At 36.5% G+C, this 16753-nt stretch carries 13 protein-coding genes and 1 riboswitch; of the genes, 2 read left to right on the plus strand and 11 right to left on the minus strand.

Annotation, left to right across the window (positions count from 1 at the left end):
* Positions 1-23: 23 nt before the first annotated feature.
* From PMI13_RS00200 to PMI13_RS21455, 4 genes are all read right to left on the minus strand, one after another.
* Positions 24-1034: a homocysteine S-methyltransferase family protein gene (locus tag PMI13_RS00200; RefSeq protein ID WP_007839386.1), complete on the minus strand. Its 1011-nt coding sequence runs from the start codon at positions 1032-1034 to the stop codon at positions 24-26.
* Between the two features lie 108 nt (positions 1035-1142).
* On the minus strand, positions 1143-2303 hold the full coding sequence (locus PMI13_RS00205; protein WP_007839387.1) for an O-succinylhomoserine sulfhydrylase: 1161 nt from the start codon (positions 2301-2303) through the stop codon (positions 1143-1145).
* A 118-nt stretch (positions 2304-2421) separates the two neighbouring features.
* Entirely contained in the window at positions 2422-3960 is a 1539-nt protein-coding gene (locus tag PMI13_RS21450; RefSeq protein WP_007839388.1) for an ACT domain-containing protein, read from the minus strand.
* 3 nt (positions 3961-3963) lie between these two features.
* Positions 3964-4902 (minus strand): alpha/beta fold hydrolase, encoded by a 939-nt coding sequence (locus tag PMI13_RS21455; RefSeq protein ID WP_007839389.1) that lies wholly within the window; start codon positions 4900-4902, stop codon positions 3964-3966.
* Positions 4903-4965: 63 nt separating this feature from the next.
* A riboswitch (SAM riboswitch) is annotated at positions 4966-5077 on the minus strand.
* Positions 5078-5264: 187 nt separating this feature from the next.
* Between PMI13_RS21455 and PMI13_RS00220 the strand changes: the two genes are divergently transcribed.
* Together PMI13_RS00220 and PMI13_RS00225 are read left to right on the plus strand one after the other, a co-directional pair.
* Positions 5265-7880 (plus strand): MGH1-like glycoside hydrolase domain-containing protein, encoded by a 2616-nt coding sequence (locus PMI13_RS00220; RefSeq protein ID WP_007839390.1) that lies wholly within the window; start codon positions 5265-5267, stop codon positions 7878-7880.
* A 198-nt stretch (positions 7881-8078) separates the two neighbouring features.
* Complete coding sequence (locus PMI13_RS00225) at positions 8079-9755, plus strand: T9SS type A sorting domain-containing protein (RefSeq protein WP_007839391.1); 1677 nt, start codon at positions 8079-8081, stop codon at positions 9753-9755.
* Between the two features lie 69 nt (positions 9756-9824).
* On the opposite strand, the gene PMI13_RS00230 is transcribed toward PMI13_RS00225, so the two are convergent.
* The 7 genes from PMI13_RS00230 to PMI13_RS00260 all read right to left on the minus strand — a co-directional run bounded on the left by PMI13_RS00230 (position 9825) and on the right by PMI13_RS00260 (position 16733).
* Positions 9825-10244 (minus strand): OsmC family protein, encoded by a 420-nt coding sequence (locus PMI13_RS00230; protein ID WP_007839392.1) that lies wholly within the window; start codon positions 10242-10244, stop codon positions 9825-9827.
* A gap of 106 nt (positions 10245-10350) precedes the next feature.
* Complete coding sequence (locus tag PMI13_RS00235) at positions 10351-11673, minus strand: DUF58 domain-containing protein (protein WP_007839393.1); 1323 nt, start codon at positions 11671-11673, stop codon at positions 10351-10353.
* 57 nt (positions 11674-11730) lie between these two features.
* Positions 11731-12756 (minus strand): AAA family ATPase, encoded by a 1026-nt coding sequence (locus PMI13_RS00240; RefSeq protein WP_007839394.1) that lies wholly within the window; start codon positions 12754-12756, stop codon positions 11731-11733.
* Positions 12757-12840: 84 nt separating this feature from the next.
* Positions 12841-13998: a hypothetical protein gene (locus PMI13_RS00245; RefSeq protein ID WP_007839396.1), complete on the minus strand. Its 1158-nt coding sequence runs from the start codon at positions 13996-13998 to the stop codon at positions 12841-12843.
* Between the two features lie 15 nt (positions 13999-14013).
* Positions 14014-14811 (minus strand): DUF4129 domain-containing protein, encoded by a 798-nt coding sequence (locus tag PMI13_RS00250; RefSeq protein WP_007839398.1) that lies wholly within the window; start codon positions 14809-14811, stop codon positions 14014-14016.
* Entirely contained in the window at positions 14804-15766 is a 963-nt protein-coding gene (locus tag PMI13_RS00255) for a DUF4013 domain-containing protein (RefSeq protein ID WP_007839399.1), read from the minus strand. The genes PMI13_RS00250 and PMI13_RS00255 overlap by 8 nt, the downstream gene beginning before the upstream one ends.
* Entirely contained in the window at positions 15750-16733 is a 984-nt protein-coding gene (locus PMI13_RS00260) for a stage II sporulation protein M (protein ID WP_007839400.1), read from the minus strand. Before PMI13_RS00260 ends, PMI13_RS00255 begins: the two co-directional genes overlap by 17 nt.
* Positions 16734-16753 lie beyond the last annotated feature (20 nt).

Consider the following 16753-nt stretch of genomic DNA (forward strand, 5'->3'; position numbering starts at 1 on the left):
TTCAATTTAAAAAATCTATCAAATTAAACAAATTTATTCAATTTTCTTGGTGAATATTCTTTCACCAATTCAGCAATAGCTTTGATATGATCGGGGGTTGTTCCGCAACATCCACCGATAATATTGATCAATCCTTTTTCTACATATTCTTTAATCTGTTCGGCCATAAATTCAGGTGTCTCATCATATTTTCCGAAAGCATTGGGTAATCCTGCATTCGGATAGGCTGAAACATAAAACTCAGAATTATGAGCTAAGGTTTCTAAATAGGGTGTGAGCTGATTGGCTCCCAAAGCACAGTTAAAGCCTACACTTAATAGATTCAGATGGGAAACCGAAATTAAAAATGCTTCTGCAGTCTGCCCGCTCAGGGTTCTTCCTGAAGCATCCGTAATCGTTCCTGAGACCATGATCGGAATTTCAATACCTCTTTCATCCTGAATTTCGTCAATCGCAAATAAAGCGGCTTTTGCATTTAATGTATCGAAGATCGTTTCTACCAGTAAAATATCCGAACCTCCATCTAATAAAGCTTCGGACTGCTGTTTGTAAGCAATTCTCAGTTCATCAAAGGTAATGGCACGATAACCTGGATCATTAACATCCGGACTTAAACTCGCAGTTCTGTTCGTAGGCCCGATCGAACCTGCCACAAATCTTGGCTTATCCGGATTTTTTGCGGTGAACTCATCACAGGCTTTTCTTGCAATTTTTGCTGATTCATAATTCAGCTCGTAAACCAGATCCTCCATATGATAATCTGCCATTGCAATGGTAGTTCCGGAGAAGGTATTGGTTTCAATAATATCGGCGCCTGCTTCCAGGTATTTTTTATGAACCTCTTCAATTGCAGCAGGCTGTGTCAATGAAAGCAGATCATTATTTCCTTTTACCGGATGCTCCCAATCTTTGAAACGTTCGCCACGGTAATCTTCCTCTTCAAATTTGTATCGTTGAAGCATGGTTCCCATCGCTCCGTCCAGAATTAAAATTCTCTCGGATAATGCTGTGTATAATTGTTCTGAATTTTTCATTCTATATTTTTATGTTTTCAATGATGAAATTTCGTCATTGTTGTATAGGATTTTATCCTATTCTTTATTAAATCGTCCCTTCGGGACTCTTTTCACTTCAAACAGGTATTATTCCAATGCCTGTTTTAGGTCTGCAATAATATCTTCCACACTTTCCAGCCCTACTGAACAACGTACAAGACCGGCTGTGATTCCTACTTCATTTCTTTCTTCATCTGTTAGTTTTGAATGGGTTGTAGAAGCAGGGTGGGTTACAATCGTCCTTGTATCACCAAGATTTGCTGAAAGGGAGCACATTTTTATTTTGTCTAAAAACTTTCTTCCGCCTTCAATTCCTCCTTTTATTTCAAAAGCAACTATATTTCCGCCTAACTTCATTTGTTTTTTTGCAATCTGATAACTCGGGTGAGATGGTAAGAATGGATATTTCACAAGCTCTACATTCGGATGGTTTTCCAGAAACTCGGCAACTTTCAATGCATTTTCGCAGTGCTTTTCCACACGGATAGCCAGTGTTTCCAAACTTTTTGATAAAACCCAGGCATTGAACGGAGACATTGCGGGCCCCGTATTTCTTGCAAAAAGATAAATTTCTCTTATTAAATCTTCTCTCCCGACTGCTACTCCTCCTAAAACACGTCCTTGCCCATCGATTAATTTCGTTGCGGAATGTACCACAATATCAGCACCGTATTTAACCGGCTGTTGAAGATAAGGGGTTGCAAAACAGTTATCCACTATAAAAATAAGATTATGTTTCCTGGCAATCTGTCCGAAAAACTCAAGGTCCAGAATTTCGATAGCCGGGTTGGTAGGCGTTTCTAAATATAAAATCTTTGTATTCGGCTGAATATATTTTTCAACATTTTCAGAATCTCCGGCCTTAAAATAGGTGGTTTCAATATTCCATTTCGGGAAATACTTCGTAAATAAAGTATGTGTAGACCCGAACACCGACTGGCAGCTTACGATATGATCTCCCGCATTAAGTAACGTTGCAAATGTTGAATAAATAGCTGCCATTCCTGTTGCAAAAGCGTATCCGGCTTCTGCACCTTCCATTTTTGCAATTTTATCTGTGAATTCAGTAACATTCGGGTTTGAGAACCTGCTGTATAGATTTTTAGGTTTTTCTTCTGCAAAGCTCGCTCTCATATCTTCCGCATTCTGGAAAATAAAACTGGATGTAAGGTATAGTGGTGTAGAATGTTCGTCAAACTGTGATCTTTCAGTTTGAGTTCTTATTGCAAAGGTTTCAAAATTTTCCATAAAAATTAATTTACCAATGTAGCAGTCTGTTGATGTAACAATGAAATTCTTGGTTTAACTCAGAATGACGATTGTAAAATCCACTGGTATACTGTTACATTGCTATATTGTTACATTATTATTTAGTTTCACTTACTCTTAAAATATCTCCGAAAACACCTCTTGCGGTAACCTGAGCTCCGGCTCCGGCTCCCATAATCACGATAGGATTTTCACCATAACTTTCTGTATAGATTTCAAAGATTGAATCTGAACCTTTCAACTGCCCTAATGCAGAACTTGCGGGAACAGAAATTAGCTTTACATCAAGTTCTCCTTTTTCTTTCTGCAAATCTCCGTGCAAATCACCGATGTATCTTAATACGTGACCGGGCTCTTGATTTTCTTTAATTTTCTGATATTCTCCGTCCAGATCTTCCAGTCTTGAAATGAATTCCTGCTTAGAAACAGAAAGCAAACTTTCAGGAACCAGATTTTGAATGCTGATATCTTCAAATTCATTAATCAGGTCTAATTCTCTTGCCAGAATCAATAATTTTCTTGCTACATCATTTCCGGAAAGATCTTCACGAGGATCCGGCTCTGTAAAACCTTTTTCCATAGCTTCATTGATGATCGTTGAAAATTTATCATCTCTTAAAGAAAAATTATTAAAAACATAACTCAATGTTCCTGAGAAAACCCCTTTGATTCTCGTAATATTTTCCCCGGAAAGATGTAATAGTTTTATGGTATCGATTAAAGGCAACCCTGCCCCAACATTGGTTTCATACAGGTATCTTCTATTGTTTTTGCTCAACGTATATCTTAGTTTACGATATTCTTCAATAGGGAGTGTATTGAAAATTTTATTGGACGAAACCAAATCAAATCCGTTTTCTGCCAGAGCATGATAATTTTTAACAAAATCTTTACTTGCCGTGTTATCCACTACGATAAGGTTTTCCAGTTGATTTTCTTTTGAAAAATTAATCAGCTCTTCCACATTCGACGGGTTTTCGGCCGTCTGAACTTCATCATTCCATTTCGCATCAAATCCTTTTTTATTGAAAGCTATTTTCCTGGAATTGGCAACTGCCACTACTTTAAGGTCGATCTTCTTACGTCTTTTAATTTCTTCTGAAGATTCCAAAACCTGATTAATCAGGGTTTTTCCAACATTTCCGTGCCCTATAATTGCCAGATGAACGGTTTTCGGCTTTTTAGATATTTCTGATTCGATGATATTCTTAGTTTTCTCATCCTGTGAAGAGGTTACGACAATATTGACGCGCTTTTCACTTGCAATCTGATTTAAAAGCAATGGGAAAACATTATTTCTCGCCAGCTCTGCAAGAATTTTATTAAAATCTTCCGCCACAAAACCCAGTACGGAAACATTGTTAATACTGTAAATCTGAGAAACTTTCCCTGATTTTCTTTCGGGTTCAAATTCGTCAATCAGACAATTAACTGCTTTTTCAGAGTCACTTTCCTGAACGAGAATAGAGATCCCGTTTTCGATTGCCTGCTGGGAAATTACTCCCACACTGATTCGCGCCAAAGTAAGCGCTTTAAAAATTCTCCCGTCAATACCGATTTCTCCTAAGAAATCTTCTCCTTCAAATTTGATGATTGACCTGTTTTTTAAAAACTTTATTTCGTTAACATTTTTCATCTTCTATAAGATATTTTTAATGATATTATTTAATTGTTTGTATTCCATTAGAAAGGCGTCGTGCCCATGAATTGATTGGATCTCATGATAGAAAACATCTTCTTTTTTCTTTTTCAGCTTTTCAAAACACATCCTGATTTCAGAAGCCGGGAAAAACAAGTCTGTATCCACAGAGATCATGTGCATTCGTGCAACTATTTTCTCTAACATCTTTTCATCAGTATTGATATTCATCAGTAAATGGTTCATTAATCTGTATGATTTTAAACTAAACCTTTCATTTAATGCATTTCCATGATAAATCAGCCAATCCTCCGATTCCAGCTGCTGCTTTTCCTTATTGTATTTGTTTTGAAATCTATCGTTTAAAGACTGAGGTGTTCTGTAGCACAACATCGCATGAATTCTGGCTTTCTGAAGGGGTTCATCATTTCCGTTTAATAAAAATTTCTGAACCAGACACTGTGCATGAAGCCAGTCATGAGTTTTAAAATCGCAGGCAATGGGAATAAAAATTTCGGCAAGATGTGGTTTTTTCGCCAACATTTCCCAGCCGATTCCCCCTCCCAGTGAACCTCCGATAATGGCATACAAGTTTCTTACAGAAAGAATTTCAAGACCTTTCAGAAATATCTCAGCAATATCTGAAGAGGTGAAATCTTCATATTCATCAATTAAAAAATCATTATAGCCGTTTCCGGGAATATTGAAGCACAGAACGGTGTACTTTTTTGTATCAATTACCTGACCCTCTCCAATTAGCTGCTTCCACCAGCCTTTTTCCCCGGAAACATTTGAGTTTCCCGTTAAAGCATGATTTACCAGAATAACAGGTGCTGTAAACAGGTCTTTCCCGAAAAGCTGATAGCTCAACGGGATATGATATTCCTTTTGGGAGGCCGTTTGATATGAAAAATTGATATGTTTTAGTTCTGCTTCCAATTCTATTATATTTTTATAACACAATTGAAAATGCCATGAGAAATGGCTGAAAAGAACTTCAGTAAGTTATCTGTCCAAAATAAAATTATTTGGTAGAACGTAGCACCTTCTTCACTTGCGCGAAGGGTTGCTAAGGTTTCACAGGGTCTAATCCCTCAACCTTTCTTGATAACATTTTCAATATTTGAATGAACGAATGGTGCAAAGATAGTTTTTTTCTTTTAATTATTTACAAAAATTTAATTTATTCTCGAAACTCCTCTAAACATAAGACATTCAAGGCTATGTTAAGGATTTTTCAGATTCGGAAAATTGGAATTATTTTTCAAAAAAACTACCTTCGTACTGAAAAATGGTGAGATATGATTGCTGAAAAACAAAGATTACAAGATAATAACTGGAAAAACTGGGGGCCTTACGTAAGCAACAGGCAATGGGGAAATGTACGGGAAGATTACAGCCCAAACGGCAATGCCTGGAACTTTGCCAATCACAATAATGCTGAAAGCTATACCTACCGGTGGGGAGAAGAAGGTATCGCAGGAATTTCGGATGTAAAACAACTTTTTTGCTTTGCTCTTTCGTTCTGGAACAAGAAAGATAAGATGGTAAAAGAGCGTTTCTTCGGACTCAGTAATCCTCAGGGAAACCACGGAGAAGATATTAAAGAAATTTTCTATTATCTGGATAATACACCTACTCACAGCTATATGAAAATGGTGTACAAATACCCAATTAATGAGTTTCCTTATGATGATCTCATTATTGAAAACGGAAACCGTACAAAAAAAGAGCCGGAATATGAACTTATTGACACCGGAATTTTTGACAACAATGAATATTTTGATATTTTCATTGAATATTGTAAAGCGAATCATAATGATATTTTAGTAAGAATAACGGTCTGTAACAGAAGCCAGAAAGATGCCCCGATTATTGTGGCACCTACAGCCTGGTTCCGGAATAACTGGAAATGGGGGTATAATACTTACAAAGCTGAGATGAATGCATCTTATGAGGGTTGTATTGATATTAACCATGACAGTATTTCCATTAAAAAGTTCTATTCCAGGAATCTTAATACGGAAAGTGTTTTTTGTGAAAATGAAACAAATACTCCGAAATTATACGGATCTCCATATCCGGGAAGTACTTATTTTAAAGATGGGATTAACGATTATATTATTTATGGAAGCAATACTGTTAATCCGGAAAAAAGAGGAACAAAAGCTTCTTTTTTAATTGATGAAATTATTGAAGCCGGGCAGTCCAGAACTTTTGATTTCAGGTTATCTCCCAATGAAACGGATGAACCTTTTCAATATTTTGATGAGATTTTTAATACCCGGATTGCTGAAGCCAATGAATTTTATACTGAAATACAACATGATGTAGCGAATGATGATGAAAAAAATGTTCAGCGGCAAGCTTTTGCAGGATTACTCTGGAATAAGCAGTTTTATCATTACAATGTAGGAAAATGGCTGAAAGGTGATCCCAATTTTGAAGCTCCAAGAGATTTCAATAATTATGTGAGAAATACGGAATGGAACCACATGCATAATAAGGATATTATTTCTATGCCTGATAAGTGGGAATATCCGTGGTATGCGACCTGGGACCTGGCTTTTCATTGTGTGCCTTTTGCAATCATTGATGCCGAATTTGCCAAAAACCAGCTTCTTTTGCTGACCAAAGAATGGTATATGCATCCCAACGGACAGCTTCCTGCCTATGAATGGAATCTCAGTGATGTGAATCCTCCTGTACATGCATGGTCTTGTTTCAGGGTTTTTAAGATTGATGAAAAAACCAATGGAAAACCTGACTTATTATTTCTGGAAAAAGTTTTTCAAAAGCTGCTTCTTAATTTTACATGGTGGGTTAACAGAAAGGATAAAAACGGTAAAAATATTTTCGGCGGTGGCTTCTTAGGCCTTGATAACATTGGTGCTTTTGACCGGAACATGATCTTAAAAGACGGCCAGTACCTTGAGCAGGCCGACGGGACTAGCTGGATGGCCATGTATGCCTTGAATATGATGCGTATCGCTATGGAGCTTGCCCAATATTATCAGGTGTATGAGGATATGGCTATTAAATTTTTTGAACATTATCTGTATATCGCAGAGGCGATGGAAAACCTGGGTGATGGGAAGGAGGGCTTATGGAATGAAGAGGACGGATTCTTCTATGATGTACTACAATTAGGAAACGGTGAAAGTGTCTCATTAAGACTGAGAAGTATCGTTGGGCTGATTCCTATGTTTGCTGTGGAAATTATCGATCATAGCTTGCTGGAGAAAATGCCTAATTTCAAAATAAGAATGGAATGGGTTTTAAAAAACAAACCTGAACTTACCAAGCTGGTTTCCCACTGGGATGAAGAAGGGCATGGAAGAAAGCATTTGATGAGTATTCTCCGTAAAAACAGGTTAACAAAAGTTTTAACGAGAATGCTTGATGAGAAGGAATTTTTAAGCTCTTACGGAATCCGGGCTATGTCTAAAGTATATGAGGAAAACCCTTTTGTCTTCTCAGTTCACGGTAACGAAAATGTGGTGTATTATACGCCAGCAGAAAGTGACAGCCGAATGTTCGGTGGCAACAGTAACTGGAGGGGCCCGATCTGGTTCCCTATCAATTTTCTGATTGTGGAAAGCCTTCAGCGTTTTCATTTTTATTATGGCAACAGTTTAAAAGTAGAGCTGCCGACAGGAAGCGGGGACAAGAGAAACCTTGATGAAGTAGCCCAGAATATAAGCGGCAGGCTTTGTTCAATATTTTTAAAAGATGAGAACGGGCAGAGAGCTTTTAACGGCGGAAATATAAAGCTTAATTATGATGAACACTTTAAAGATTATATTACATTCTATGAATATTTCCATGGAGATAACGGCCGCGGAGTCGGGGCATCCCATCAAACCGGTTGGACAGCTACTGTCGCCAAGCTTATGAAACCAAGATTGACATTATAATGCAAAGCCTCTTTCGGGAGGTTTTTTTATTTACAGAATCATTATTGTTTTGAGAAATAATCAACAGGATCAATCAGAGCCACCTACAAATCCATCCAAAGCAATGTTTTTATGAAAATTTAATAGCATTTTACTAAATATTGTAAATTATTTTCATAAGAATATCTATCTTAGCATTACAAAACTAAAAAGTGTCCAATGAAAGAAAAACTACTATCTGTAGCATGCCTGATATTTTCAGGTATGCTCTTTAATCAGATTAATGCTCAGGAATATCAGCCTATTTCAATCCAGAGTGGGTTCAATGCTGATGTTATTGCAAACGGAGTGGGAGCTTCAGCCAGTTCTACAACCAATGATGTAGATGGTGTAAACTATGCTTTTGTATCGAGGGATTTCCTGCTTACCTCATCCAGTACACCTCTTAATTATGGTTTACCGGTAAATGGAATTATCAATTCAGCGGTCGGATCTACTTCAGGATTAAGTTATCAAATGGCTTCTTACAGCGGCAATAACGCACTTAGATTACAGAACACCGGTGATTCCGGAACGCTTACCTTATCTACTCCTATTCAGGCTTTAAGTCTTTATATGATGGCTACGGGAGGAAGTGGTGACTGTACAGTGGATGTGACGGTAAATTTCTCTGATGCATCAACTCAAATGTTTACAGGCATCAGTATATCTGACTGGTATGGAGGTTCCAACTATGCTATTCAGGGTATTGGCCGTATTAATCTCACTAACGATGTCCTGGAATCCGGAAATGGAACCAACCCAAGGCTGTACCAGATTCCTCTGGCAATTGATATTGCCAACCAATCAAAAAACATCCAGAGTGTCACGGTAGCTAAAACAGGAACAGGCGGTATTCCTAACATTTTTGCATTTGCTGCTGATGTTTACAGTTCTTGTCCGGCACCATCCAACATTACTTATACATCTACTATGGACGGAGCTACTTTTAACTGGACTGCTCCGACAACATCTCCTTCGTCCGGATATGATTATTATTACAGCACTTCTCCAACCCCTCCCACCGCTACTACAACTCCGACAGGAACTGTAGGAGCAGGAATTACAACAATTACACTTAACGGTCTGGCAACAGGACAAACCTTTTATTTCTGGGTAAGATCTAATTGTGGCAGCTCACAAGGCTTCTGGAAAATGAAAGAATTTGCTACAGGCCAGATTTCTGAAACTTATACTCTGGGAGATATTAATACCATGTTTAGCAGCGGTACACCAGACACAACGGCAACAACAAACTGTCCCGGAGTTCTGACCGTAAATGTTCCTGCAGGGTATAAGATTAAGTCTACCAGTGTTTCCTATACAATGACTACAGCAGGAAACGGATGGATGGCTGAACAAAAAAGCTTACTGGTTTGTCTGAATAACAGTATTACAGAAGCTGCCGTCACTTCAGGATCAGGATCAACCGGCGGAACGTTCTCATACAACAGAACCAATTTAACTTTGGCGAATGATCTTACCGGTGCTGTAAACTTTGAATTAAGAGCATGGAGAACATATGGCGGATCAGACTGTAATGCCGACTATAATAAAGTTGACAATAACACATTTAAAGTTACGGTAACTTTAGAACCTCTTGCCCTGGGAGTTAATGAAGTCGTTAAAGAGAAAGAACGAGTGGCTTATCCTAACCCGTTCAGCGATGCATTACATATTGAGAATGCTGCTAATGTAAAACGTGTTTCCGTTACTGATCTTTCAGGAATTACGGTAAGAACCATTGATAATCCTTCTTCAACATTACATTTAGGAGATATCAAATCCGGAATTTACATTTTAACTCTAACGATGAAAGACGGTTCTGTGAAGAGCTCCAAAATGATTAAGAAATAAATCTGCAACGATTATTGATCAATAAAAAAACCGGATATAAAATCCGGTTTTTTATTTAAAGAGTAAAAATTAAATTTTTTCTCCATTTACAAAAACTTCATATCCTATTTCTACATTGGGTTCTAAAGTTTTGGAAACGGAACAGTATTTTTCAAAAGACAATTCTGCTGCTTTAAGAGCTTTTTTCGGATCAATATTTCCTTCCAGAAGAAACTTCACCATAATGGATTTGAAGGGCTTTGCATCTTCAACAGGGATTCTTTCCCCTTCTACTTCTGCTTTAAAACCTGTAATCTCCTGGCGCTGTTTTTTTAAAATGGAAACCACATCTATCCCGCTGCAACCTGCTACAGCCATTAAAACGCTTTCCATAGGGGAAACACCTTTTGCTCCCGGTTGTGAGGTATTATCCAGAAGAATTGAATTTCCCTGGGAATTGGTACATTCAAATAAAAAATCGTCGTTGATTCTATTAAGTGTTATTTTCATTTTAATTGATTAAGTTGTTTCGGTTCTTACTCAGTGTAACATTCTAAATATGATCTTATTCAGTTAGCCGGAACCGGAGTTTATATTGATTAATTTGCTTGTAAAATTATAAAATTCCCCTCGCTTTTATCTCCAGATATTTATTGATAACATCAATATTTAAATTCTCGGGTAATGTATATACAGTATAAATCCCAAATTTACGAAGTTCCTGGATGATTAATTTCTTTTCAAATTCAAATTTCTCTGCTATAATTTCATCATAAATTTCCTGCATACTTTCAGGGTTTTTATGAATCAAAGTCTGAAGCTCGGCATTTTTGAAAAAAACGACAACAACTAAATGGTTTTTAGCCATTCCCCGAAGGTATTTAAGTTGCCTGTTTAGCGCGTCCAATGTTTCAAAATTGGTAAACAGCAGGATGAGACTTCTTTGATTGATCGAATATTTAACGTCCTGGTATAAGCGGTTAAAATCACTTTCAAAAAAGTTGGTCTTGATATTATAAAGGGATTCTGAAATTTTTTTCAGCTGTCCGGATTTGTTTTCAGCAGCAATTCTATTTTCAGTTTTTTTCGAGAATGTCATCATTCCGGCGCGGTCTCCTTTTTTCAATATAATGTGTGATAACGCCATGGTAGCGTTGATAGAATAATCAAGGAGGCTTAATCCTTTGAAAGGCATTTTCATCGTTCTTCCTGTATCGATCAGCATAAAAATACGCTGTGATTTTTCATCCTGAAACTGATTAACCATCAGACGATTGGTCTTTGAAGTCGCTTTCCAGTTGATGGTTCTGATATCGTCTCCGGGAACATAGTCTTTGATCTGCTCAAATTCCATAGTATGGCCAAGTTTCCTCACTTTTTTGATTCCGCCCAATAAAAATTCACTCTGAAGAGCCATCAGCTCATATTTTCTTAAATGGATAAAGGACGGATAGGCAGGTAACATCGCATCTTTCTGAAACCTGAACCTTTTTGAAATGAAACCAAGTGGAGAAGAGACAAAGACATTTAAATTTCCGAAATCATATTCACCTCTTTCTTTAGGCTCCAGAATATATTGGAAGTAGCTGTTTTTTCCTGGTTCAACCTGTTTCTTAATCAGAAAATCCCTCTTCTGAAACTGAAACGGAATTTCATCTATGATTTTTGTATTGATTTTAAAACTGTAATTATTCTTAACATCTACTTTTATCGGGTTTTCATCTCCATTGGATAATTTTTCCGGCAGGATTCTCTGGGCCAAGATGCCATCTTTCTGTGTAAAAAGCAAAAGACCATCTACCATGGCAGCAAGAAAACACAACAGCAATACAAGATGGGCAACCATCATAAAGAACGGAAAGAAAAATGCCAAAACATACAATATCCCCACTCCTATGAGTGCGGAGAAAAAACGGGTATTGATGTATAGGTTCTTCATTTTTCAGGTGGTGAGTGAGAGATTTTAGGTTATAGGGAGTGATAAAGTTATTGTAGTCTACCTGGGAATCTCTATTCCTTCTAAGATCTGTCGGATAATTTCATCAGCAGTTAATCCTTCCATTTCTCTTTCAGGCGAAACAATGACTCTGTGTCTTAATACAGCGTAACTGGCTTCTTTGATATCTTCCGGGGTTACAAAGTCTCTTGCTCTCAATGCTGCAAAAGCTTTTGAAGCCGTTAATAATGCCAGGCTCGCTCTTGGAGAAGCTCCCAGATATAAGAACTGGTTCTCCCTCGTATTTACAATGATTTTAGCAATATATTCCATCAGTTGGCCTTCAACAATTATTTCTTTAACCAATTGCTGATAATTTTTTAATTGCTGGGCAGTGATGACACGATGTACTACTTCAGTTTTATCTTCTCTCCTGTTTTCATGCTGGTTCTTAATGATGGCAACTTCCTGTTCAAGATTGGGATAAGTAACATTAATTTTGAATAAGAAACGGTCCAGCTGAGCTTCCGGGAGCCTGTATGTTCCTTCATGTTCAATCGGGTTTTGGGTAGCGACTACTAAGAAAGGTTCTTCCATAATGTAACGTGTGCCATCCATTGTAATCTGTCTTTCCTCCATTACTTCAAATAACGCAGCCTGCGTTTTTGCCGGTGATCTGTTGATCTCATCAATCAGAATAAAGTTGGAGAAAACCGGGCCTTTTTTAAATTCAAATTCAGAATTTTTAACACTGAAAACTGACGTCCCTAAAATATCGGAAGGCATTAAATCCGGTGTAAACTGAATTCTGCTGAATCCTACATCAATGGTTTTAGCCAATAATTTTGCCGTGATCGTTTTTGCAACTCCCGGAACTCCTTCGATCAAAACATGGCCGTTTGATAAAAGGGCAGCGAGAAGATGCTCAACCATGTTTTCCTGGCCGACAATGACTTTCGCTATTTCAGATTTTACTTTATTTAAATTTTCACAAAGTTCAATCATATCAATTCTTGATTGAAATCCTTCCTGTTCTTTATTCAAATTTATTGAATCCTTTTGTTCAGAATTTTCAAAGTTTTCCATAAATTAATTTTTATTTTATTTTTCTTTTTTGACCGGATTTACATCCGATCCTTTGTTAAGTCGTCCCTTCGGGACTCCTTTTCATCATTTTAATATTTCATCTAATATTTTATTCATCTTTCCGAGGTCTTCTTTCATTACGCTGGAATAAGGGTCCTGGGCTTTTTTGATCAGATCAATTCCTTCATTGATCATTTCCATTGTTTTTCCGGTTTTCAGGTGAAGTTTTTTAGCAAATTCACTGTCTAGGTTCTGGGTATCAATGAGGAGCTCCATCCTTACTTTATTCAGAAAATACTGGGCTTTTTTGGCCATCATATCATGAAAATCACCTTCCTGCAAATAAAGATTCCCGATACTTTTCACAAAATCTACGGAAGTATTTTTTAACGGCTCAACAATCGGAACTACGCGCTGTTTTCTTTTTGCGTTAAAGAAAATAAACAGGACCAATCCGCCTAACAATACCCACCATGCATATTTCAGTGCGGGTTTTGAAAGGATAAACCTCATAAAAAACCGGGAAACTTTTGCATCATTATCTATAAACCAAAGAGTCTCTCTGTCGTTAAGATATGAAAAAACATCTTGTGTATATTTTATATTTCCGGGTTGTAACAGATAATAATTGGTAAGAAAGAGTGGTTCACAATGAACATAAATATTTCCTTTTCCAAATTTTGTTTTAATAAAATCAGCGTGATCAGAGCTGCTTTTTTCAACTGTTTTCCCAAGAATCTCAACTTCGGGCTTAATATAGGTAAAGCTTCTTCCTGACGGGAACTTATCCAGCCTGATAAAATCATTCCGGTATTTTTTATCTGTCAGTTTTAAAACACTTTCATCACTGAATGAGACTTGTGAATCATAATATCCTATTGTATCTGAAACTTTCTGCGGAACCTGGCTCACAATCAGCATAGCATCTGAGCCTTTGGAAACTTCGCTTAATATTTTCTTCCATGATTCTGTATCTATTTCCTTCTCAATGATTAAAATATTATGTAAATTCTTTTTATTCTGACCATAAAAATCATATGGAGTCTGGTTTATTTTTTTAAGGTTATTCTTAAAAAGATGATTTACTTCTTCATTAAAAACAAATAATCCGAAAGGTGATTTTTCATTGGGATCAAAATTTTTACGCCAGTCTGTAACTTCCTTTTTATTAACTTCAAGCAATGCCAGTATCACCATGATAATGATGAAAATTGCAGCATATATTTTGAAAGTTTTATTCATTCTTAAAAAATTTATTTACGGTTTGAAAGCCTGATACTGATTTTTAAATTTCTGATAATCCTGCTCGTCAATACTGAATTCTCCATACCAGACATAATCAAAAATGTATGAAAGGTTAGAGAAATCATTTTTAAGGTGCGGAGCTTTTAATTCCGTTCCGTAATCTTTATTTGTTTTTTCCGGATTCCAGGTAATGAGCTTTTTATCACTCAGCTTTTTGAGGACAAATAAAAACTGATACCGGACTGCTGACCTATAATCTCCTGACTGCTCAAATTTAGAAATGCTTTCAGGAAAATTGATTTCATGGATATTTTCATGCAGCTCTTCTTCATGGATCGTTACTTTTTTATTTCTCTTGCCAAAGAAAAGATTCCCATTCTTAGCTAATATGTATCTGATAATGAAATACAACAGGAAACCTACAAGAATAATCGCAAAAAGGCGGATCAAAACAGCTGTGATGTTTGCAGATTTTGTAAAGACCGTTTCCCCGAAAATAGTCTGTAAAATCTTATCTAATTTTCTTAAAAATTTTTGCCAGAATGATTCTCTGGGTTTAATGGTGGTATAATCAAATTCATTTCCTTTGTATTTGGACTGAAAATTTTCCCTGAACTTCTTCGGTGAAACTATATTTTCAGAAACGGGATTTTTCATCAATATGGAATCTGCCCGGTACATATTTTTGTAATGCCCGAGGCTCAGCGAATCTTCCGCATACTCTTCTACAGCAGTGGCTACACTGTCACTTTGAGCATACGAATATTCAACAGAAAAGAATATCAGCAGGAAAAAAAGAATTTTATTCATTAAGCCCGATGGTTTCGATTTCTGCAAGTTCTACTTTTTGATGAAGGTCTGTCCTCCCGTCATAATACATTAGGCCTGCATTAACATATAAAATATTGGAAAGGAAAAATGATATCAGCATGGAGATTCCATAGATCACAAAGAATATAATTCCTGCAGTGCCTGCAAACGGATTTTGTTCAAAATTTCCATCAGGAGAAGAAGTAAGAAGTGATCCGTAGAAAAATATCATCGGAATGAAGGTAAAAACCGTTGTGATGATATACATAATCAGGAAAAGAATGATCGTGGCACCCCAATATTTCCAGTATGGTGATTTTTCTCTTCCGTTCGGGTAAGAAAACTGGGATCTTATGGCATAGCTTAAACTTTCAAAAAATCCTTTGTCTGAATTAAAATAATCATACATCAGGAAAGTAACGATATTAAACAATGTAGGATAAACCAGTATCATTAAAAATATACCGATAATAATCAGGATTAAGGCATAAGAAATACCGACAATTATAACTGACAAAGGGCTTACGATAAATATCATTCCAAGGCACAGGATAACAATTCGCCCGGCATTATTTTTAAAGTCACTCAGGATATCATCTGTTCTGATCTTAGTTTCTCCGGCAGCAAGTCTTTTCAAATAAAAGACAGGATACAGGTAATTAATAATGATCAGGATTAAGAAAAGCAGAAAAGTCAATATTCCTACGACAATCAGCATTCCCAGGTTATCTTCAAAATATTGCTGGAAATAGTGGCTGTCTCCATTAATATTCGACCCAAAAATTTGCGAAAACAGCTCTCTGTATCCAAAAATACAAACAACAACCATTAAAATAAGCAGCAGTCCGTTCAGTAAAATATAGTTCTTGAAATAATTCTTTCCATATAATTTAAAGAAAGCGAAACTATCACTTATAAAGGTACCAAAATCTCTTTTTTTATAAAACTGCATCATTGACATGGGTATTTATTTTTTTATTAACAATAGATGGATAAATAAAGTAGTAGAATCCGATAACAGATAATGAACCGAAGATGATAATCAGATTCAGAATCAAAGGCATTTTTAAGGCATGCCTCGTAATGTACCCCTCTATAATTCCTGCACAGATTGTGAATGGAACCGTGCTAAGAAATATTTTAAAGGAATCTTTAAATCCGTTTTTAAAGGAATTGAACCTGGAAAAAGTTTTGGGAAATAAAATAGATGCTCCCAGGATCAGGCCGCACATGGCTTCCACAACCATTGCAAATATTTCAAAAACACCATGAAGCCAGATTCCCCTTGCGCTGTCTTTCAATGCGCCATAATCATAGAAAAAGTACTGGAATGAGCCAAGCATCACACTATTCGAAAGTAAGGCAAACAGCGTTCCTACTCCACCAAAAATACCATAGATATAAAGTTTTGCTCCTACTCCGATATTATTGAAAATAATCCCGATGGTGCTCCCCCATGTAGATCCGCTCTGATAAACACCTACTGCATTTTCTTTTTTAATATTTTCTATGGTTTGATTAACGTAATCTTCTCCAAGAATAATATTGGTAAAGTCTTTATCATAAATAGCAGAAAGTACTCCTATTGAAGTAAACAAAATAAAAAACAGAAAAGCATACATCAGGTATCTCCTGTAGTGGTACACGAGTAACGGCACCTCCGTTTTGAAAAAATACAAAAACCTGTTTTCTTCTACTCTTTTAGTCTTATAAATTTTTTGAAAAACCTGTGAAGAAAGATGATTCAGGTAAACGGTTGTATTGCTCTTAGGATAGTAAGTCTGGGCGAAAGAAAGATCATTGATCAGGTTAATATACAATGAGGACAGGTCATCAGGATTTTTTTTAATTTTCCCTTGAATAACCTGTTCAATTCCCAACCATTTTTCTTTATTTTGTTTAATGAAATAAACTTCTCTCATAATGTAAGGCTAAAATAATA

Origin of the sequence: Chryseobacterium populi (assembly GCF_000282115.1) — a bacterium.
Classification (GTDB): Bacteria; Bacteroidota; Bacteroidia; order Flavobacteriales; family Weeksellaceae; genus Chryseobacterium; species Chryseobacterium populi.

Excerpts from the sequence above, each read along its gene's own strand:
- PMI13_RS00200 (WP_007839386.1), bottom strand. The coding sequence starts at position 1,034 with ATGAAAAATTCAGAACAATTATACACAGCATTATCCGAGAGAATTTTA.
- PMI13_RS00205 (WP_007839387.1), bottom strand. The coding sequence starts at position 2,303 with ATGGAAAATTTTGAAACCTTTGCAATAAGAACTCAAACTGAAAGATCA.
- PMI13_RS21450 (WP_007839388.1), bottom strand. The coding sequence starts at position 3,960 with ATGAAAAATGTTAACGAAATAAAGTTTTTAAAAAACAGGTCAATCATC.
- PMI13_RS00220 (WP_007839390.1), top strand. The coding sequence starts at position 5,265 with ATGATTGCTGAAAAACAAAGATTACAAGATAATAACTGGAAAAACTGG.
- PMI13_RS00225 (WP_007839391.1), top strand. The coding sequence starts at position 8,079 with ATGAAAGAAAAACTACTATCTGTAGCATGCCTGATATTTTCAGGTATG.
- PMI13_RS00230 (WP_007839392.1), bottom strand. The coding sequence starts at position 10,244 with ATGAAAATAACACTTAATAGAATCAACGACGATTTTTTATTTGAATGT.
- PMI13_RS00235 (WP_007839393.1), bottom strand. The coding sequence starts at position 11,673 with ATGAAGAACCTATACATCAATACCCGTTTTTTCTCCGCACTCATAGGA.
- PMI13_RS00240 (WP_007839394.1), bottom strand. The coding sequence starts at position 12,756 with ATGGAAAACTTTGAAAATTCTGAACAAAAGGATTCAATAAATTTGAAT.
- PMI13_RS00245 (WP_007839396.1), bottom strand. The coding sequence starts at position 13,998 with ATGAATAAAACTTTCAAAATATATGCTGCAATTTTCATCATTATCATG.
- PMI13_RS00250 (WP_007839398.1), bottom strand. The coding sequence starts at position 14,811 with ATGAATAAAATTCTTTTTTTCCTGCTGATATTCTTTTCTGTTGAATAT.
- PMI13_RS00255 (WP_007839399.1), bottom strand. The coding sequence starts at position 15,766 with ATGATGCAGTTTTATAAAAAAAGAGATTTTGGTACCTTTATAAGTGAT.
- PMI13_RS00260 (WP_007839400.1), bottom strand. The coding sequence starts at position 16,733 with ATGAGAGAAGTTTATTTCATTAAACAAAATAAAGAAAAATGGTTGGGA.